Here is an 18173-nt window from a genome sequence, read left to right as displayed (position 1 = left end):
CTGTCGCGTACCGCCCCGGCGGTCCACACCAGGTACACCACCCCGCCCACCACCCCCGAGAGCAGGAAGCTGCGGTCCACCCCGCCCGTCAGCGACAGCAGCATGGCTGGTCTCCTTCGAACGGCGTTCGGGCTCTCCTATTGTTTGAGCAGCGTTCAATGTGACGCGTTCGAAGGTGGGGCTTCAACGTTTCGGTTGCGCGAACCCAGGGCTTAGAGTGATGCTCTAACGCGAGGAAGGCAAGGAGGTGCCGCGTCATGAGACTGACACCCACCGAACGTGACCGGCTGCTGCTGTTCGGAGCCGCCGAACTGGCCCGCGCCCGCCGCGCCCGCGGCCTGAGGCTGAACGTGCCGGAGGCGACCGCGCTCATCGCGGACACCGTGTGCGAGGCCGCCCGGGACGGGAAGCGGCTCGCGGAGGCCATCGCCGCCGCCCGGTCCGTGCTCGGCCCGCACGACGTGCTGCCGGGCGTCGCCGACGTGGTCACCGAGGTGCACGTCGAGGCCGTCTTCGACGACGGCTCGCGCCTCGCGGTCGTCAGCGATCCGATCGGGGGAGGCGGGCTGGGCGACCGGGCACCGGGCGCGCTGCTGCCGGGACCCGAGCACGCCGAGCCCGAGGCGGTCGTACGGCTGACGGTCACCAACACCGCGGCCGTACCGGTCTCCGTCACCTCCCACTTCCACTTCTTCGAGGCCAACCCGCGACTCGACTTCGCACGCCGGAAGGCCTACGGAATGCGGCTGGCGGTCCCGGCCGGTTCCTCGGTGCGCTTCGGTCCGGGGGAGAGCGCCGAGGTCGGGCTCGTGCCGATCGGGGGCGACCGGATCGCGATCGGCTTCGCCGGTCTGGTCGACGGGGCGCTGGACGCGCCGGGGGCGCGGGAAGAGGCCATACGCAGGGCCGCCGCCTGCGGATATCTGGGAGCACAGGCATGAACCCGTACGAGTACGCCGCCATCCACGGCCCGCGGGCCGGCGACCGGGTCCGCCTCGGCGACTCCGGGCTGACCGTCCGCGTCGAGTCCGACGCCCAGAAGTACGGCGACGAGTTCCTCGCCGGCTTCGGCAAGACCGCCCGTGACGGCCTCCATCTCAAGGCGGCCGCCGTCCGCGAGACGTGTGACGTCGTGATCAGCAACGTCGTCGTGATCGACGCCGTGCAGGGGATCCGGAAGGTCTCCATCGGTATCAGGGAAGGCCGGATCTGCGCGATCGGGCGGGCCGGGAACCCCGACACTCTCGACGGGGTCGACGTCGTCGTCGGCACGGGCACGTCGATCGTGTCCGGCGAGGGGCTCATCGCCACGGCCGGGGCCGTCGACACGCATGTCCACCTGCTGTCCCCGCGCATCATGGAGGCCTCGCTCGCCTCCGGCGTGACCACGATCATCGGGCAGGAGTTCGGGCCGGTGTGGGGCGTCGGCGTCAACTCGCCGTGGGCGCTGCGGCACGCGTTCAACGCGTTCGACGCCTGGCCGGTCAACATCGGCTTCCTGGGCCGGGGTTCCTCCTCCGACCAGGCACCCCTGATCGAAGCCCTCGCCGAGGGCGGCGCGTCCGGCTTCAAGGTGCACGAGGACATGGGCGCCCATACGCGGGCGCTGGACACCGCGCTGCGTGTCGCCGAGGAGCACGACGTCCAGGTCGCCCTGCACAGCGACGGGCTGAACGAGTGCCTGTCGGTCGAGGACACCCTCCGGGTCCTGGAGGGCCGCACCATCCACGCCTTCCACATCGAGGGCTGCGGCGGCGGTCATGTGCCGAACGTGCTGAAGATGGCGGGAGTCGCGAACGTCATCGGCTCCTCCACGAACCCCACCCTCCCCTTCGGCCGGGACGCGGTCGCCGAGCACTACGGCATGATCGTCTCCGTCCACGACCTCAAGACCGACCTGCCCGGCGACGCCGCCATGGCCCGCGACCGCATCCGCGCCGGGACCATGGGCGCCGAGGACGTGCTGCACGACCTGGGCGCGATCGGCATCACCTCGTCGGACGCGCAGGGCATGGGACGCGCGGGGGAGACCGTGCGCCGTACGTTCGCGATGGCCGGGAAGATGAAGGCCGAGTTCGGCGCCCCCGAGGACCACGACAACGAACGGGTCCTGCGCTACATCGCCAAGCTGACCATCAACCCCGCCATCGCGCACGGCCTCGCGCACGAGGTCGGCTCGATCGAGGAGGGCAAGCTCGCCGACATCGTGCTGTGGCGGCCGGAGTACTTCGGCGCCAAGCCGCAGCTCGTCCTCAAGTCCGGCTTCCCGGCGTACGGCGTGGTCGGCGACCCCAACGCGGCCACCGACACCTGCGAACCCCTGGTACTGGGCCCGCAGTTCGGCGCGCACGGCACGACACCCGCCGACATCTCGGTCGCCTTCGTCGCCCGGGCCGCCCTCGACCAGGGCAACGACAGGATGCCGACCCGCCGACGCAGGGTCGCCGTGGGCGGCACCCGCGGTATCGGCCCGGCCGACCTGCGCCTCAACTCCCGTACGGGATCCGTGGACGTCGACCAGCGCACCGGCCTGGTCACCCTGGACGGAGAGCCGCTGCGCTCCGAGCCGGCCGAGTCCGTCTCCCTCAACCGTCTCTACTTTCTGTAACTGTGACACATCCGAGAAAAGTGTCACGCTTTTCAGCGAAGGACTCCCCATGACCCCTGCCGCCGACGGCTTCCGCATGCCCGCCGAGTGGGCCCCGCACGAACGCACCTGGATGGCGTGGCCGGGACCCAACCCGACCTTCGACGACCCCGGGGACCTCGCCGCGTCCCGTACGGCCTGGGCGTCGGTCGCCCGGGCGATCCGCCGCTTCGAGCCGGTGACGGTGGTGTGCGGCCCGGGCCAGGCCGTGGGGGCCGCCGCGCTGCTCGGCCCCGGCATCGAGATCGTCGAGCGCGACCTCGACGACGCCTGGATGCGCGACATCGGCCCCACCTTCCTCACCGACGGACGCGGTGAACTCGCGGCCGTCGACTGGACGTTCAACGGCTGGGGCGCCCAGGACTGGGCCCGCTGGGAGTACGACGCGAAGATCGCCGCGTACGTCTCGGACCTCGCGGGGGCACGGACGTACGCCTCGAAGCTCGTCAACGAGGGCGGCGCGATCCACGTCGACGGCGAGGGCACCGTCCTGCTGACGGAGACCGTGCAGCTCGGCCCCGAGCGCAACCCGCACTGGACGCGCGCGGAGGTGGAGGCGGAGATCCACGCCCAGCTCGGCACCCGCAAGGCGATCTGGCTGCCGCGCGGCCTCACCGGCGACTACCCTCCCCACGGCTTCGGCACCCTCGGCCATGTCGACATCGTCGCCGCCTTCGCCCGCCCGGGCGTGGTGGTCGCGCACCACCAGCCCGATCCGGCGCACCCCGACCACGAGGTGACGAAGGAGGTCATCGGCCTGCTGAAGTCCCAGACCGACGCGCGCGGCCGCCGTCTGGAAGTCGTCGAGGTACCCGCGCCGACCGTCCTGGAGGCCGACGGCCACTGGGCCGACTACTCCTACATCAACCACTACCTCTGCAACGGCGGTGTGGTGCTGTGCGGCTTCGACGACCCGCGCGACGAGATCGCGGCCGGTATCTTCCGCCGTCTGTTCCCGGAGCGGACGGTGACGCTGGTGGACGCCCGTACGATCTTCTCCGGTGGCGGCGGCATCCACTGCATCACCCAGCAGCAGCCGAAGATCTGAGAGCAGGTGGGAGTAGCGATGGCCGGTGCGGCACGTGCGCGCAGGAACGCGCCGCCGCGCGAGGAGGTCCTCGCCGCAGCCATGGACATGATCGCCGAGCGCGGTCTGGAGAAGCTCACCATGGCGGCGCTCGGCCGTGCGGTCGGCATGAGCAGCGGCCATCTGCTCTACTACTTCCACTCCAAGGACGAACTGCTGCTCCAGACCCTGGAGTGGAGCGAGAGCAGGCTGGGCGCCGAACGCGGCAGGCTCCTCACCCGCACGGCGCCGGCCCGCGAACGCCTCGACGCGTACGTCGACCTGTACGTCCCCGACGGCCACCGCGACCCGCACTGGACCCTCTGGCTGGAGGTATGGAACCGCTCGCAGAACGCCGACGACGACGCCCGCGACCGGCAGGCCGCCATCGAGGGCGCCTGGCACCGCGACCTGGTCGCCCTGATCGCGGAGGGTGTCTCGCGTGGCGAGTTCCGCCCGGTCGACGCCGACCGCTTCGCCGCCCGGCTGCGCGCCCTCCTCGACGGCTTCTCCATCCACGTGGCGATCGGGCTGCGGGGGACGGACCGGGGGCAGGTCCTCGGCCACGTGCGGGAGTTCCTGGACGAGGCGCTTCACCCGGATGCTTGATCCTTTGTCCAGGTCGACCAGGTAACCGCTCGCATCCTGAGACGGACGGTGAGTGCAGGGGCGGATTGTGCCAGACTGCCGCCGTGCTCTCGTTCGCCACGATTATTGGCAGCAGGCGCGCCGGTCCGCAGTGACCGCCACGTACGACCAGGTACGGGCGGCCATCGTGTCCTCGACCCGCGCGCAGACCTCTCGCACCCGCGAGAGGTTTTTCGTTTTCCTGGCCCACCTTCAGCCAGGAGGGGAGCGCGAGGGACCATGGGGGGGACGGTGGAGCCGGTTATTCCGGTAGACCGAGATCCAAAACAGGAGCCTTGACACCATGACGGAAACCAGCGAGCTCGACGACTCGTTCCATGTCTTCGACACCACCCTGCGCGACGGCGCCCAGCGGGAGGGCATCAACCTCACCGTCGCCGACAAGCTGGCCATCGCACGGCACCTGGACGACTTCGGCGTCGGCTTCATCGAGGGCGGCTGGCCCGGCGCCAACCCGCGGGACACGGAGTTCTTCGCCCGCGCGCAGCAGGAGATCGACTTCCAGCACGCCACGCTCGTCGCCTTCGGGTCCACCCGCCGGGCGAACGCGAAGGCATCGGAGGACCCGCAGGTCAAGGCCCTCCTGGACTCCGGCGCCCAGGTGATCACGCTGGTCGCGAAGTCCCACGACCGTCACGTGGAACTGGCGCTGCGCACCACGCTGGACGAGAACCTCGAGATGGTGCGGGACACGGTCGCGTTCCTCCGGTCGCAGGGCCGCCGCGTCTTCGTCGACTGCGAGCACTTCTTCGACGGCTACCGAGCGAACCCGGAGTACGCGAAGGCGGTCGTCCGCGCCGCCTCCGAGGCCGGCGCCGACGTGGTCGTGCTCTGCGACACCAACGGCGGCATGCTCCCGGCACAGATCCAGGCGGTCGTCGCCACCGTCCTCGCCGACACCGGCGCCCGGCTCGGCATCCACGCCCAGGACGACACGGGGTGCGCGGTCGCCAACACCCTCGCCGCCGTCGACGCGGGCGCGACCCACGTCCAGTGCACGGCGAACGGCTACGGCGAGCGGGTAGGAAACTCCAACCTGTTCCCGGTCGTGGCGGCCCTGGAACTGAAGTACGGCAAGAAGGTCCTCCCCGAGGGCGCGCTCCGCGAGATGACCCGCATCTCGCACGCGATCGCCGAGGTGGTGAACCTCACCCCCGCCACCCATCAGCCGTACGTGGGAGTCTCGGCCTTCGCCCACAAGGGCGGCCTGCACGCCTCCGCCATCAAGGTCGACCCGGCCCTGTACCAGCACATCGAGCCCGAGCAGGTCGGCAACACCATGCGGATGCTGGTGTCGGACATGGCGGGCCGTGCCTCGGTCGAGCTCAAGGGCAAGGAACTCGGCATCGACATCAGCGGCGACCGCGAACTGGTCGGCCGCGTGGTCGAGCGCGTGAAGGAGCGCGAGCTCAAGGGCTACACGTTCGAGGCGGCGGACGCGTCGTTCGAACTGCTGCTGCGCGCGGAGGCCGAGGGCAAGGCCCGCAAGTACTTCGAGGTCGAGTCCTGGCGCGCGATCGTCGAGGACCGCCCCGACGGCACGCACGCCAACGAGGCGACCGTGAAGCTCTACGCCAAGGGCGAGCGCATCGTCGCCACGGCGGAGGGCAACGGCCCGGTCAACGCCCTGGACCGCGCGCTGCGCGTGGCCCTGGAGAAGATCTACCCCCAGCTCGCCCAGTTGGAGCTGGTGGACTACAAGGTCCGCATCCTCGAAGGCAAGCACGGCACCCAGTCCACGACGCGTGTTCTGATCTCGACGTCGGACGGCGCCGGCGAGTGGTCCACGGTGGGCGTGGCGGAGAACGTCATCGCCGCGTCCTGGCAGGCACTGGAGGACGCGTACACGTACGGCCTGCTGCGGGCCGGGGTGGAGCCCGCGGAGTAGCCGACGCCTCAGCAGGAGTCCTCGGCGAGCCTCTCGAACTCGCCGAGACTCATCGCCCGACCGTCGGCCCAGACCTGGCCTCGCCTCAACGGGTGCAGGTCGGTGGCGCGGAAGGTGACGATGCCGGTGTACTCGTAGTTGAACTCGGCCTTCCCGAAGGAGAGTTCGTACGTGTACGCCGGCACCGGCCGCTGCTGCCCGGCCGTGCGTGCCCGCCAGGCCGCCGGGGGCGAGAACAGCGGGAACTCGGCGTCGGTGCCGTGCCGCTTGCCGGGACACTCCAGCCGGAGAGGTCGGGCTCGGAGTCCGAGCCGTCGTCGGCCCGTCGGGGTTGAGCCCGCACCCGGGTCGGAATGTCCGGCGTGACGTCTTGACGGGTCTACGGGCCGACAGTTAACTCACGATGTGAGCTAAGTCCTGAGTGAACCATGAGAGTCGAGGGAAGGTCTATGCCGAGAACCGCCCTGCTCGTCTCCGCCGCCTTGCTGGCCGCTCTGGTGCCGCTGTCGTCGGCCCGCGCGGCCGACGACCCCGCCCCCACCCCCGTCGACCGCTACGAGGGCGAGGTCCCCTTCGCTTCCCAGCCCGCCGAGGGCATCTTCACCTGGGGCAGCGACAGCGACGACCCGCCTACGCTCGCACTGGAGGAACGCGCCGACGCCCCCGAGGGGGAGAAGGTGCTCTCCGGGACGTACGACATCAGCGGCTACGGCGGCTTCACGCACGACTTCGCCGCGAACCAGCCCGCCCACGACTGGTCCGCCCACGAGGGCATCCGCTTCTGGTGGGACGGCCAGGACAACGGTAAGAAGATCGCCTTCGAGATCAAGGACGGCGGCGCGAACGGCGAGGCCTCCGAGCTGTGGACGACCTCCTTCACCGACGACTGGACCGGCTGGAAACAGGTCGAGATCCCCTTCGGCGACTTCGTGTACCGCACGGACTACCAGCCCGTCGGCGGCATCGACCACGTCCTCGGTCTCACTGGGATGTGGGGGTACGCCGTCACGCTCCCCGTCGGCGCCGAGGGCCGGTTCGCCATGGACGAGGTCGAGTTGTACGGCAAGGCCGACCAGTCCCTGCGTGCCTCCGTCACCACCGACTCCGCCGTCCACCCGGTCAAGGAGGGCGGGGCGGCCACGATCGAGGTCACCGTCGCCACCACCGGCTCCGCCCCCGTCGACGAACCGGTGACCGTCGCCTACGAGACCACCGGCGGCACCGCGGAACCCGGCAAGGACTACACCCCGGTCACCGGAACCCTCACCTTCCCGGCCGGTACGGCCTCGGGCACGACGCAGACCATCAAAGTCCCCACCCTCAAGGACAAGGCCGCCGAACCCGCCGAGACGATCCCCCTCAGGCTGACCGTCACCGGCGCCAAGCCCCCCGCCGAGACCCCGCAGGTCGTCGTGGACGCCAACGGGCTGCCCTACCTGGACAGCAGGTTGCCGGTGAAGAAGCGCGTCGCCGACCTCCTCTCCCGCATGACCCTGGCGGAGAAGGCCGGCCAGATGACCCAGGCCGAGCGAGGCGCGCTCACCGCACCCGGTGACATCGCCGCCTACGACCTCGGCTCGCTGCTCTCCGGAGGCGGTTCGACCCCGACCCCCAACACGCCCGAGGCCTGGGCGAAGATGATCGACTCCTTCCAGCTCCGGGCCCAGGCGACCCGCTTCCAGATCCCGCTCATCTACGGCGTCGACGCGGTCCACGGCCACAACAACCTGGTCGGCGCCACGGTCATGCCGCACAACATCGGCATCGGCGCGACCCGCGACCCCCGACTCGCCGAGAAGACGGGCGCGGTGACGGCCGCCGAGGTCCGCGCCACCGGCATCCCCTGGGACTTCGCCCCCTGCCTCTGCGTCACCCGCGACGAGCGCTGGGGCCGCTCCTACGAGTCCTTCGGCGAGGATCCGGCCCTCGTCGACTCCATGGAAACCGTCATCCAGGGCCTCCAAGGGCGGGCGAACGGCGCGGACCTGAGCCGGAACGACAAGGTCCTCGCCACCGCCAAGCACTTCGTCGGTGACGGCGGCACCGAGTACGGCTCCTCCACCACCGGCACCTACACCATCGACCAGGGCGTCACCAAGGTCACCCGGCAGCAGCTGGAGACCGTCCACCTCGCCCCCTACCAGACGGCCGTCGACCGCGGGATCGGCACGGTCATGCCGTCGTACTCCTCGCTCGACATCGCCGGCGACGGGCAGGGTCCGGTGAAGATGCACGCCCGCGCCGACATGATCAACGGAGTGCTCAAGGACCGGATGGGCTTCGACGGCTTCGTCATCAGCGACTGGAACGCCATCGACCAGCTCCCCGGCGACTACGCCGCCCACGTCCGCACGGCGGTCAACGCGGGCCTCGACATGATGATGGTGCCGTACACGTACAAGGACTTCAGCTCGACCCTGGTCGACGAGGCCGAGGCGGGCCGGATCAGCGAGGAGCGCATCGACGACGCCGTCTCCCGCATCCTCACCCAGAAGTTCGAGCTGGGCCTCTTCGAGCACCCCTACGCCGACACCACCGGCGCCGCGCAGATCGGCTCCCCGGCCCACCGTGCCGTCGCCCGGCAGGCGGCCGCCGAGTCGCAGGTGCTGCTGAAGAACGCGAGCGGTGTGCTGCCCCTGAAGAAGTCGCAGAAGGTCTACGTCGCCGGCTCCAACGCCGACGACATCGGCAACCAGGCCGGCGGCTGGACGGTCACCTGGCAGGGCTCGTCCGGGAACATCACCCCGGGGACGACGATCCTGCAGGGTATGCGCGCGGCCGGCGGCGACGTCACCTACTCCAAGGACGCCTCCGCACCCACCGACGGCTACGACGTCGGCGTGGTCGTCGTCGGGGAGACCCCGTACGCCGAGGGCGTGGGCGACGTCGGCAACGGCAACGACCTGGAACTGACGGCCGCCGACCAGGCCGCCGTGGACAAGGTGTGCGCGGCCATGAAGTGCGCGGTGCTGATCGTCTCGGGCCGCCCGCAACTCGTCGGCGACCGGCTCGGCGACATCGACGCGCTGGTGGCCTCCTGGCTGCCGGGCACCGAGGGCGCCGGCGTGGCGGACGTGCTGTACGGCGCGCGCCCCTTCACCGGACAGCTCCCCGTCACCTGGCCCAGGTCCGAGGCCCAGCTGCCGGTCAACGTCGGCGATTCGGCGTACGACCCGCAGTTCCCGTACGGCTGGGGTCTGACGACCCTCACGAAGGCGCCGGAGGGCGGCGGGACGACGCTGAAAGCCCTCGGGGTCGCAGCCGCCGTGGCCGAGAAGGCCGGCGCGGAAGAGGCCGGCCGTGCGCTCGTCACCAAGGCGCGGCTGATCGTCCAGCAGAAGGTGGGGCAGAACATCACGGCGGCGGTGGCGAAGCCCTTCGCCGACGCCGACCATCTGCTCCTGACCGGCCGGTACGGCGCGGCGGTGCAGAAGCTGACGGAGGCGTACCGGGCGGCCTGACGTACATACTGCGTCTCCCGCCTGAAAAAAATGACCAGTTTTGGGAGGCTTCGGGTAGCTTCGAACCATGAAGGCCGTCGTACGGACCCGAAGCCTCCCCGGACTGGTGCCGGCCCTTGTGCTCGCCGTGCTCGTCGCCCTCGCCGGGGTGTGGGTGGGCACCCGGCCCGCCTCGGCCGCCACCAGCGTCTCGGCCGTCGCGGACGCCCTGCGCAAGAGCCCCGTCTACGTCGATCCGGCGGCCGCGTCCCAGCTGTCGGACGCCGACGCGAACGCCCTGACCAAGCAGATCAAGAACGCCGACAAACCCCTCTTCATCGCGGTTCTCCCGGCCGGCTACCCGACCCAGAACCTCTTCACCGACCTGCGCACCGCCACCGGCATCACCGGCCTGTACGCGATCCGCCTCGGCGACCGCTTCGACGCCCGTGCCGACTCCTCCGTCCTGCCGCGCACAGCGGTGGCGAACCTCGTCACCAGTGTCCAGGGCGAGAGCGACGCGAAGACCCAGCTCGACGACTTCACCGGCCGCGCGCTGACCAACATGGGCGGTTCGGCGCCCTCGACCTGGGGTTCCTCCGGCGGGGGTGACGGGGGCTCGACCACGGCGCTGATCACTGCGGGCGCCGTCCTGGTGGCGGGCGGGGTGGGCGCGTACGCGCTGGCCCGCCGCAGCCGCCGGCGCCGCGAGGAGGAGCAGCAGGCCGCCCTGGACAAACTGCGCGTCGTGGTGGACGAGGACATCACCGCTTTCGGCGAGGAGCTGGACCGCCTGGACTTCCACCCGGCCGAGGCCGGGGCGGACGACGCCATGCGAGCGGACTACGAGCGCGCGCTGGACGCCTACGATCAGGCGAAGACGTACATGGCGGAGGCGCGGAAACCGGAGGACGTCCGCGCCGTCACCCAGGCCCTGGACGACGGCCGCTTCTCCCTGGCCCAGCTCGCCGCCCGCCGTGAGGGCCGCTCACTGCCCGAACGCCGCCCGCCCTGCTTCTTCGATCCCCGCCACGGCCCCTCGGTCGCCGACGCCACCTGGACGCCGGTCGGCGGCGCGCCCCGCGAGGTACCCGTCTGCGCCGCCGACCGTACCCGGCTGGCCGACGGCCGCGACCCGGTGATCCGCCAGGTCGACACCGAGTACGGCCGCCGCCCCTACTGGGACGCGGGCCCCGCCTACGGTCCCTGGGCCGGCGGCTACTTCGGCGGCGGCATCCTCCCCGGCCTCCTCCTCGGCACCGTGCTCGGCAGCGCGATGTCCACGCCGTCCTACGCCGCCGACTACGGCAGCGGCTACGGCGACTTCGGCGCCGCCGGATACGAGGGCGGCGACCTCTCCGGCGCGGACTTCGACTCGAGCGACTTCGGGGGCGGGTTCGGCGATGGCGGAGGCGGATTCGGCGACGGTGGGGGAGGAGGCGACTTCGGCGGCGGGGGCGGCGGGGACTTCGGCGGCGGGTTCTGACTACGGGAACGGACGCGCCGGGCGTGAACGGCGCCGGCTCCCGGGGGATCGTCCGGCGAGCCGCGGCACCTCGTGCTCCGTCCGGCCGAGCGGTGTCCCAGAAGTCTGCCCCCGGAAGTCCGCCCCCCGGCGGACCTACGACATCCGCGGCACCACCAGCCCCGACTCGTACGCCATGACGACGGCCTGGGTGCGGTCGCGCAGTCCGAGCTTGGACAGGACCCGGCTGACGTGCGTCTTGACCGTCTCCTCGCCGACGTGCAGCCGCTCGGCGACCTCCGGGTTGGACAGGCCCTCCGCCAGCAGCCGCAGGACGTCGGTCTCGCGCGGGGTGAGCGCGGCGAGCGCGTCGTCGGCCGGGGCCGTCCTGGGCCGCTGCCGGGCGAACTCCGCGATCAGCCGCCGGGTGACGGCCGGCGCGAGCAGGGCCTCCCCGGCCGCGACGACCCGTACCGCGTCGAAGAGCCGCTCGGCGGTCACGTCCTTCAACAGGAACCCGCTCGCTCCCGCGGCCAGGGCGTCGTACACGCGCCGGCTCCGACTGACCCGCAAGGACGGGCAGTTCACCGGCTATGAGTCGACCGACGGCACCCATTGGACGAAGGTGGGCGCGGTCGCGCTGCCGGAACTGTCGGGGACGGTCCAGGCGGGCTTCTTCGTGACGACGCCTCAACACACCGAACTGCGACGCTCGTTCGGCGGAACGAGCGAGAGGGTGAGCGGCACCACGGCCAAGGCGGACTTCGACCACGTGGCCTTGAGCGGCGGCACTGCGGGCACCACGTGGACCAGCACGGACGTGCGAGGCATCGACCCGAACGACCCGAAGGCCCCGAGCGGGCCGGTGTCCGGCCCCGCGGCCCGGACGCCCGGCGCCACCAAGCATTCGGGCGGCGTCTACACCGTCAGCGGCCAGGGCGACATCGCCCCGGACGAGACCGGCCCCGACACCGTCCAGATGAGTTTCCAGGGCGCGTTCGTGGGCGTGCTGTTCATGGTCTGTCTCGGCGCCCTGTTCATCACCTCCGAGTACAAACGCGGCCTGATCCGTACGACGTTCTCGGCCAGCCCGCGCCGTGCGCGGGTGCTCGCGGCCAAGGCGCTGGTGACAGGGGCGGTGACCTTCGCGGTGAGCGTCTCTGATCAGCTTAGTGATCCCATGTCAGACATGGCGTCTGGCGTGGGTTGTGCCCATCGTGGAGGGGTGGCGTGGGCGTGCAGGTGGAAGCCTGCGCCCAGTGTTGCTCCTCGTGGCCGGTGTCGGCTGGATGGGGGTCCCCCCGGACGGAGTCTGGGGGAGGGTGTGCTGATCGTTGTCTCGCCCTGGTGCCGGTGGGCTGCGCGGGGCAGCCGTCTCCGGTCCGTTGGTGCGTGTCCCTCCGGACGCTTGCCCGCCGGGCCCGAGGGGCCGGTGGGGGAGGGTGCCCTGCGTCGCCTGGGCGCGGGGCGTGTGGTTTTGCGCCGGGTGGGGCCGGTCTTGGACCGGTCGGTCCGGCTGGTCTCGGCGGGCGGGGTGATGACCGCTTGGGTTTCGAGTGTGTCCACCACCGTGCGGATCATCATCTGCATGGTGGGCCGGTCGGTGACGGTCTTGGCCTGGTGGGTGAGGCCGCGTGCGGCGATGCGCTGCCAGGCGCCGTGGTCGCGGTCGCCCTGCCAGCCGCATCCGGCGCGGTCGGGGCAGATGGCCCATTTCCAGCCCGGTGTGGTGGGGCGGTCGGGGGCCTTGCGGTGCCGCAGCGGGCTCAGGCAACGGGGGCAGTGCCGGGAGGTGTTGCGCGGCGGGACGGTCACCACGGCGATACCGGCTTCGGCGGCCAGGTGCCGGATGCGGTCGGCGATCTGGCCGCGCACCGTCTGGGACAGGCGCGTATTCATGGTGCGGCCCATGCCGCCCGCTTCCATCGACCGCAGGTCTTCCAGGTAGATGACCGTGGCCTGGGCGGCGATGGCCTGGTCCACCGTCCAGCGGGCGGCGGCCCGGGCCAGGGCATCGTTGAGGTTCGACCTGCGGTCGCAGACACGGCGGATCTCCTCACGGAGCACCTCGTGCCTGCCAGTGAGCGGATGCCCGGTGGTCTCGTCGATGAGCCGCTGGTACCGGTCGGCCTTGGCGTGCAGGTGCTCCGACAGGCGCCGCAGGCGGTGCTGCCTGGCCAGGACGCCGGTGGCCCGGAACTGGGCGCCGTGCCCGAGCGCGGTGATGTGCCCGTCGTCGTGCAGCCGGGCGGCGCCCGCGGACAGCAGGGTGTTCAGGCCCCAGTCCACGCCGAGCGCCACGGTGTGGCCGGTACGGCTGGTCCTGGGGACGGCGTGGGTGTAGGCCAGGTCGGCGCGTACCTTGCTGCCCGCGAGGCGCAGGGTGGGCAGGTGCAGCACGGCGCCGGGCGGGATGGTGGGCGGCAGCGGGACGGGGCAGGCCACCCAGGTCCAGTCCCGGTAGGAACGCGGGTCGGGCCGGGTGGGCAGCTGCAGGCGCAGCAGCGCCCGCTGCGGGTCGTCCTCGCCGCGTTCGATGGTGGCCTGCTGGCCGTCGCACGCCGACAGCAGCAGCATCCGCGCTGCCCGGGGCGCAGCCTCCAGCTCGAACACATCGGCCGGCAGGCGGCCGTGCTGTGTGGCGAAGGCGGTGATCTGCCGCGTGCGGGAGCGGATCACACCCGAGGGGAGATGCCGGCCCCCGGGGACCGCCTCGCGTACCCGGTCCCACTCCTCAGGGGTGCGCCTGCCCGGATCGCCCGGCCACGTCTCAAGCACCGCGCAGGTCAGTTCGGCCCGCCAGCGGGCCGAGCGCAGCGCGCGCCCGGCCTGCTCCTGGGCCATGCGCACGATCCGGTCGTTGACCCTCACGCCCCGGGCCGGAGCGGCCGTCCAGCCCAGTCGGCGCAGCGCCATCCACGCGTTCGACGGCAGCGTCCGCCCGCCCGCGTCCTCACCCGAAGCCAGGACATCCACATCGGTGGCGTTCCAGTGCCCGGCCAGCAGTCCGGCCGCCATGCCGGACACCAGATCGGCGGCCCAGCCCACCCGCTGCACCAGCACAGCAGCCGACAGGACCTCGCCGGTCTTCTCCACCACGCCCGTACGCAACAGTCCACGAGCACAGGCCGTCCGGGCCGTCTCGCCCTCGCCGAGCGGCAGCTTCCGGCTCACCGGCTCCCCTTCCCGCCCGTGGTGCTGTCATCCGATCAACGACACTCCCGCGAAAAGGTCACGCATTCGATCCACGCACTCAGATACGACACCGAAACCGGCACCGGACACACGACGCCGCACCAACAGACGATGCATCGCTACGGATTCCAAAGGAAACACCTGAGCCTGGCGGCGACGGCGATCGTGTTCGGCTCGCCCAACGCAGCCTGCGGTCCAACGGGTTCAAGCCGCCCGCGTACCCTGACCTCTCGCTCGTCCATGATCCCGCCCTGCACGCGGTGGTGGGCAGCGCCCTGCTCCTGTCCCTGGTCGCGGTCCTGGCCCTCGCCCTGGGCACGGTCCTCCGCAACAGCGCCGGCGCCATCACCATCGTCATCGTCCTCGTCATCCTCCCGCAGATCCTGGCGTTCGCCCTGCCGCTCCCGGTCGCGGACTGGATGCTGAGGCTGACCCCGGCGGCGGCGTTCGCGGTCCAGCAGGGAGCGACGCACTACCCACAGGTGGAAAGCAACTGCCTCCCGGAGAGCGGCTGTTACCCCCTCTCGCCCGGAAACGGCCTGGCGGTCCTGTGCGTGTACGTGGCGGTGGCGCTGGTGTTGGCGGGATGGCGTCTGCGCAGGAGGGACGTATGAGTTCCATGAATTCCCTTGGCTCCCCGAGGCCTCTCCACGCGGAGTGGACCAAACTCCGTACGCTGCTGAGCAGTTGGCTCCTGCTGACGGCCACCGTCGTCCTGACCGTCGGGATGGGCGCGGCCACGACGGCCGCCGTGGACACCCACGACTGCCTGACGGCCGCGGCCTGCCACGAGGACACGGTCAAACTGAGCCTTACGGGCGTCTGGCTCGGCCAGGCGACGGCGCTGATCCTCGGCGTCCTGTCCATGGGGGCGGAGTACGGCACGGGCACGATCCGCACGACGCTCATCGCGATGCCGGCCCGTCGGCGGATGCTGATGGCGAAGGCGACGACACTGTCCGCGGTGACGGCGGTGGCCGGAGCGGCTGCGATCGTCACGTCGCTGTGGCTCGCCCGCCTGATCCTCCCGACGAACGGCTTCAAGCCGTCGACGGGGTACCCCCTGCCGACCCTGACGGACGGCCCGACCCTCCGCGCGGCGGCGGGCTCGGTCCTCTGTCTGATGCTGGTGACCTTGCTGGGCCTGGCCCTGGCAACCTTGCTCAGAGACACAAGCGGCGCGATCACCCTGGGCCTCGGCCTCCTGTACATCGTCCCGTTCATGGCGAACGCCCTCGCCTCCCCCACATGGCAGCACCGCCTGCAACGCTGGGCACCGATGCCGGCGGGCCTGTCGATCCAGGCGACGAAGAACCTGGAGCGTCTGGCGATCGGTCCGTGGCCCGGGCTGGGGGTGTTGGCGGCGTACGTGGCGGGGTTGTTGGTGGCGGGGGCGGTACTGCTCGGGGCGCGAGACGCGTAAGGCCGGACGAACACACTCCAAGTGGCGGGGGGACTGCACCCGGACCCCTCGTGGCGGAGCCGCAGCGATCAGGTCCACGACGGGGACTGCCTGTCCAGCCCCGGCCGTACTTCCCTGACCACGAGGCCACTCGGCTTCAGGCAGAGCCGCGGCCTTCTGGGGCAACAACGATCCACGGCCGGCCCTCCTCGTGCACAGCGCGGTGGGCGGCACCCGGATACGCCGAGCGCCCGCCCTCCCCACAAGGGTGGGTGAAGGGCGGGCGCGCTCAGGACTCGGCGTTCAGCCGTCGGACGGCAAACCTCACGCGTTCTTGATCGCCGAGATGTCGAAGTTCAGCTTGATCTTGTCGGAGACCAGCACGCCACCCGTCTCCAGCGCGGCGTTCCACGTCAGGCCCCACTCGGAGCGCAGGATCTCCGCCTTGCCCTCGAAGCCGAGGCGCTCGTTGCCGAAGGGGTCCTTGGCGGAGCCGTTGAACTCCAGGTCGATGGTGAGCGGCTTGGTGACGCCGAGGATGTTCAGGTCACCGGTGATGCGGTAGTCGTCGCCGCCCAGGGCCTCCGCCTTGGTGGAGCGGAAGGTCATCGTCGGGAACTCATCGGTCCGGAAGAAGTCCGAGCTCTTCAGGTGGCCGTCACGGTCGGCGGAGCCGGTGTCGACGCTGTCCATCGTGATGTCAATGGTCGCCGTGGACTTGGCCGGGTCGCTGCCGTCCAGGTACAGGGAACCGGTGAAGTCGTTGAACTTGCCCTTGACGTTCGTGACCATCGCATGGCGCGCCACGAAAGCGAACGTGGAGTGGGCCGGGTCGATCGTGTACTCGCCGGTCAGCGCGGCCAGCTCCGGGGTCACGGCGGCAGGGGCCGCGGCGGTGGTCTCGCTGGTCGTGTCGTTGCTGCTCTTGCGGCCGAAGATGCCCATGACGTGCTCCTTGGGGGACGGGGGTCGCGGTTTCGTCCGAAGCCGCGGAACGGACTCTGGAGGATTCTGTTGAATCTTCAACGAGGTGAACAGGACCGACGGTAGACCTATTCCGTTCAGTTTTCAACATCACCCGCTACGTATTCCCCAGGCTACGGCGGGTAATCGTCCGGTGCCCTCTGGCGGACGCGCGTAGACCTCGGGCATCATCTCCCTGCGCCACCTGCACAGCCGCCCCGAAGGAAGCACGGCCATCCGCAGGAAGGGTTTTCCCATGGTCCCCATGAAGACCGCGAGACCGCTCAAGCTCCGCTCCGCCCTCACCGCGCTCGCCCTCCTCGTCGCCCCCGGCGTCGCCGTCCTCGGCACCGCTACCGACGCCTTCGCCGTCACCAAGATCAGCCACGCCACCGCGACCTCGATGTTCCGGCAGGTGGGCATCACCTGGTCCTCTTCCGGTGGCTGCTCCGACCGGAACAACTCCACCTGTACGTCCTTCGAGCAGCTCAACCTCGCCACCGCGCAGGGCGCCCAGACCCTCAAGAGCGCCAGCGGCTGCGCCCTCAACATCACCGGTGGTACGGAGACCGGTCACGCCTCCGGCACCTACTCCCACTGGAACGGCTACAAGCTCGACTACGGCAAGAACACCTGCGTGACGAACTACATCAAGAACTCCTTCACCTACATCGGACTGCGCGGCGACGGCGCCCCCCAGTACCAGTCCGGCGCCGGCAACATCTACGCCGACGAGGGCAGCCACTGGGACGTCCTGTACTACAACTGCGGCGGCTGCTGAGCCGCTCGGACATGACTCCCTCGCGCCGACTCTTCCTCGGCGCGGCGGTCCTCGCGGCGGTCATCGCCGCGAGGACCGGCACGGCTCGCGCCGCGGACGCCCCCGCGGGCGACCCGTACGACACCCTCCACCGCCGCCGGCTCGGAGGGGGAGCAGGTCAACCTCTGTGTGAGCGAGCCTCCCGCCGCCGCGCAGCGGTGAACCGCTGAAGATCGTCTGGGACCGTTCCGTGCGCCGGGTGATCCGGACCGACGACTCCGGCGAGGTACTGTCGGCAGGCCGCCGTATGCGCCTCCGTGTCACTCCGGAGACGGCATGTGCGACGCACGAATGTGAGCTGGCTCTCAGCCCCTGGGTTTGTGCGACCCCTACAAGCCGCAGGCCCCTTGAGCAGTCGGAACGCCTGCATGGGGTCGCGGTTCTGTTCAGGGGTACCAGGAAAACGGTCCGGAGACTGTACGGAGTGGACGGCTCGCTTTCCTTGGTCGGCTTCGTAAGGTCACTACATGACCGTTTTGGAAGAGACGACGGGTGAGCCGACGGACGCGCGAGGGCGGGTCGCCGAACTCCACGAGATCCGTGTGCAGGCGCTGGCGGGTCCGAGCGAGAGGGCGACCGAGGCACAGCATGCCAAGGGCAAGCTGACCGCCCGGGAGCGGATCGAGCTGCTCCTGGACC

General features: G+C 70.8%; 13 protein-coding genes and 2 pseudogenes. 11 read left to right on the top strand and 4 right to left on the bottom strand.

Annotated features, from left to right (window positions below):
* The first annotated feature begins 257 nt into the window (after nt 1–257).
* The 5 genes from ureA (at nt 258) to cimA (ending at nt 6249) form a co-directional block, all read left to right on the top strand.
* Nucleotides 258–941: an urease subunit gamma gene (gene ureA, locus ACFY16_RS07250; RefSeq protein WP_390646129.1), complete on the top strand. Its 684-nt coding sequence runs from the start codon at nt 258–260 to the stop codon at nt 939–941.
* Entirely contained in the window at nt 938–2608 is a 1671-nt protein-coding gene (locus ACFY16_RS07245; RefSeq protein ID WP_390646128.1) for an urease subunit alpha, read from the top strand. Before ureA ends, ACFY16_RS07245 begins: the two co-directional genes overlap by 4 nt.
* A 49-nt stretch (nt 2609–2657) precedes the next feature.
* On the top strand, nt 2658–3695 hold the full coding sequence (locus ACFY16_RS07240; RefSeq protein WP_390646127.1) for an agmatine/peptidylarginine deiminase: 1038 nt from the start codon (nt 2658–2660) through the stop codon (nt 3693–3695).
* Between the two features lie 18 nt (nt 3696–3713).
* Nucleotides 3714–4322, top strand: coding sequence for a TetR/AcrR family transcriptional regulator (locus ACFY16_RS07235; protein WP_390646126.1), 609 nt, complete (start codon nt 3714–3716; stop codon nt 4320–4322).
* 322 nt (nt 4323–4644) lie between these two features.
* The gene (gene cimA / locus ACFY16_RS07230) at nt 4645–6249 is read left to right on the top strand and encodes a citramalate synthase (RefSeq protein WP_390646125.1); all 1605 of its coding nucleotides are present in this window, start codon (nt 4645–4647) and stop codon (nt 6247–6249) included.
* 8 nt (nt 6250–6257) lie between these two features.
* On the opposite strand, the gene ACFY16_RS07225 is transcribed toward cimA, so the two are convergent.
* On the bottom strand, nt 6258–6434 hold the full coding sequence (locus ACFY16_RS07225; protein WP_390646124.1) for a hypothetical protein: 177 nt from the start codon (nt 6432–6434) through the stop codon (nt 6258–6260).
* Nucleotides 6435–6698: 264 nt separating this feature from the next.
* Here ACFY16_RS07225 and ACFY16_RS07220 point away from each other — a divergent pair, with 264 nt between their 5' ends.
* Together ACFY16_RS07220 and ACFY16_RS07215 are read left to right on the top strand one after the other, a co-directional pair.
* Nucleotides 6699–9710 (top strand): glycoside hydrolase family 3 N-terminal domain-containing protein, encoded by a 3012-nt coding sequence (locus ACFY16_RS07220; RefSeq protein WP_390646123.1) that lies wholly within the window; start codon nt 6699–6701, stop codon nt 9708–9710.
* A gap of 67 nt (nt 9711–9777) precedes the next feature.
* Nucleotides 9778–11175 (top strand): hypothetical protein, encoded by a 1398-nt coding sequence (locus ACFY16_RS07215; RefSeq protein WP_390646122.1) that lies wholly within the window; start codon nt 9778–9780, stop codon nt 11173–11175.
* A 135-nt stretch (nt 11176–11310) separates the two neighbouring features.
* Here the strand turns inward: ACFY16_RS07215 and ACFY16_RS07210 are convergent.
* A pseudogene (locus tag ACFY16_RS07210) lies at nt 11311–11703 on the bottom strand (LuxR C-terminal-related transcriptional regulator); the annotation flags it as partial.
* Between the two features lie 615 nt (nt 11704–12318).
* Nucleotides 12319–14328: a zinc ribbon domain-containing protein gene (locus ACFY16_RS07205; RefSeq protein WP_390646121.1), complete on the bottom strand. Its 2010-nt coding sequence runs from the start codon at nt 14326–14328 to the stop codon at nt 12319–12321.
* Between the two features lie 281 nt (nt 14329–14609).
* Here ACFY16_RS07205 and ACFY16_RS07200 point away from each other — a divergent pair, with 281 nt between their 5' ends.
* Both ACFY16_RS07200 and ACFY16_RS07195 read left to right on the top strand, forming a co-directional pair.
* The gene (locus ACFY16_RS07200) at nt 14610–14963 is read left to right on the top strand and encodes a hypothetical protein (RefSeq protein ID WP_390646120.1); all 354 of its coding nucleotides are present in this window, start codon (nt 14610–14612) and stop codon (nt 14961–14963) included.
* Entirely contained in the window at nt 14960–15772 is an 813-nt protein-coding gene (locus tag ACFY16_RS07195) for an ABC transporter permease (protein WP_390646119.1), read from the top strand. Before ACFY16_RS07200 ends, ACFY16_RS07195 begins: the two co-directional genes overlap by 4 nt.
* A gap of 303 nt (nt 15773–16075) precedes the next feature.
* Here ACFY16_RS07195 and ACFY16_RS07190 read toward each other — a convergent pair whose 3' ends face one another.
* Nucleotides 16076–16696, bottom strand: a complete 621-nt coding sequence (locus ACFY16_RS07190) for a YceI family protein (protein ID WP_390646118.1) — start codon at nt 16694–16696, stop codon at nt 16076–16078.
* Nucleotides 16697–16979: 283 nt separating this feature from the next.
* Here ACFY16_RS07190 and ACFY16_RS07185 point away from each other — a divergent pair, with 283 nt between their 5' ends.
* Both ACFY16_RS07185 and ACFY16_RS07180 read left to right on the top strand, forming a co-directional pair.
* Nucleotides 16980–17495 (top strand): hypothetical protein, encoded by a 516-nt coding sequence (locus tag ACFY16_RS07185; RefSeq protein ID WP_390646117.1) that lies wholly within the window; start codon nt 16980–16982, stop codon nt 17493–17495.
* A 506-nt stretch (nt 17496–18001) separates the two neighbouring features.
* A pseudogene (locus ACFY16_RS07180) lies at nt 18002–18173 on the top strand (methylmalonyl-CoA carboxyltransferase); the annotation flags it as partial.

The organism is Streptomyces sp. NPDC001315 (genome assembly GCF_042896175.1).
Lineage (GTDB): Bacteria > Actinomycetota > Actinomycetes > Streptomycetales > Streptomycetaceae > Streptomyces.
This window is presented reverse-complemented; position numbering and strand designations above follow the sequence as displayed.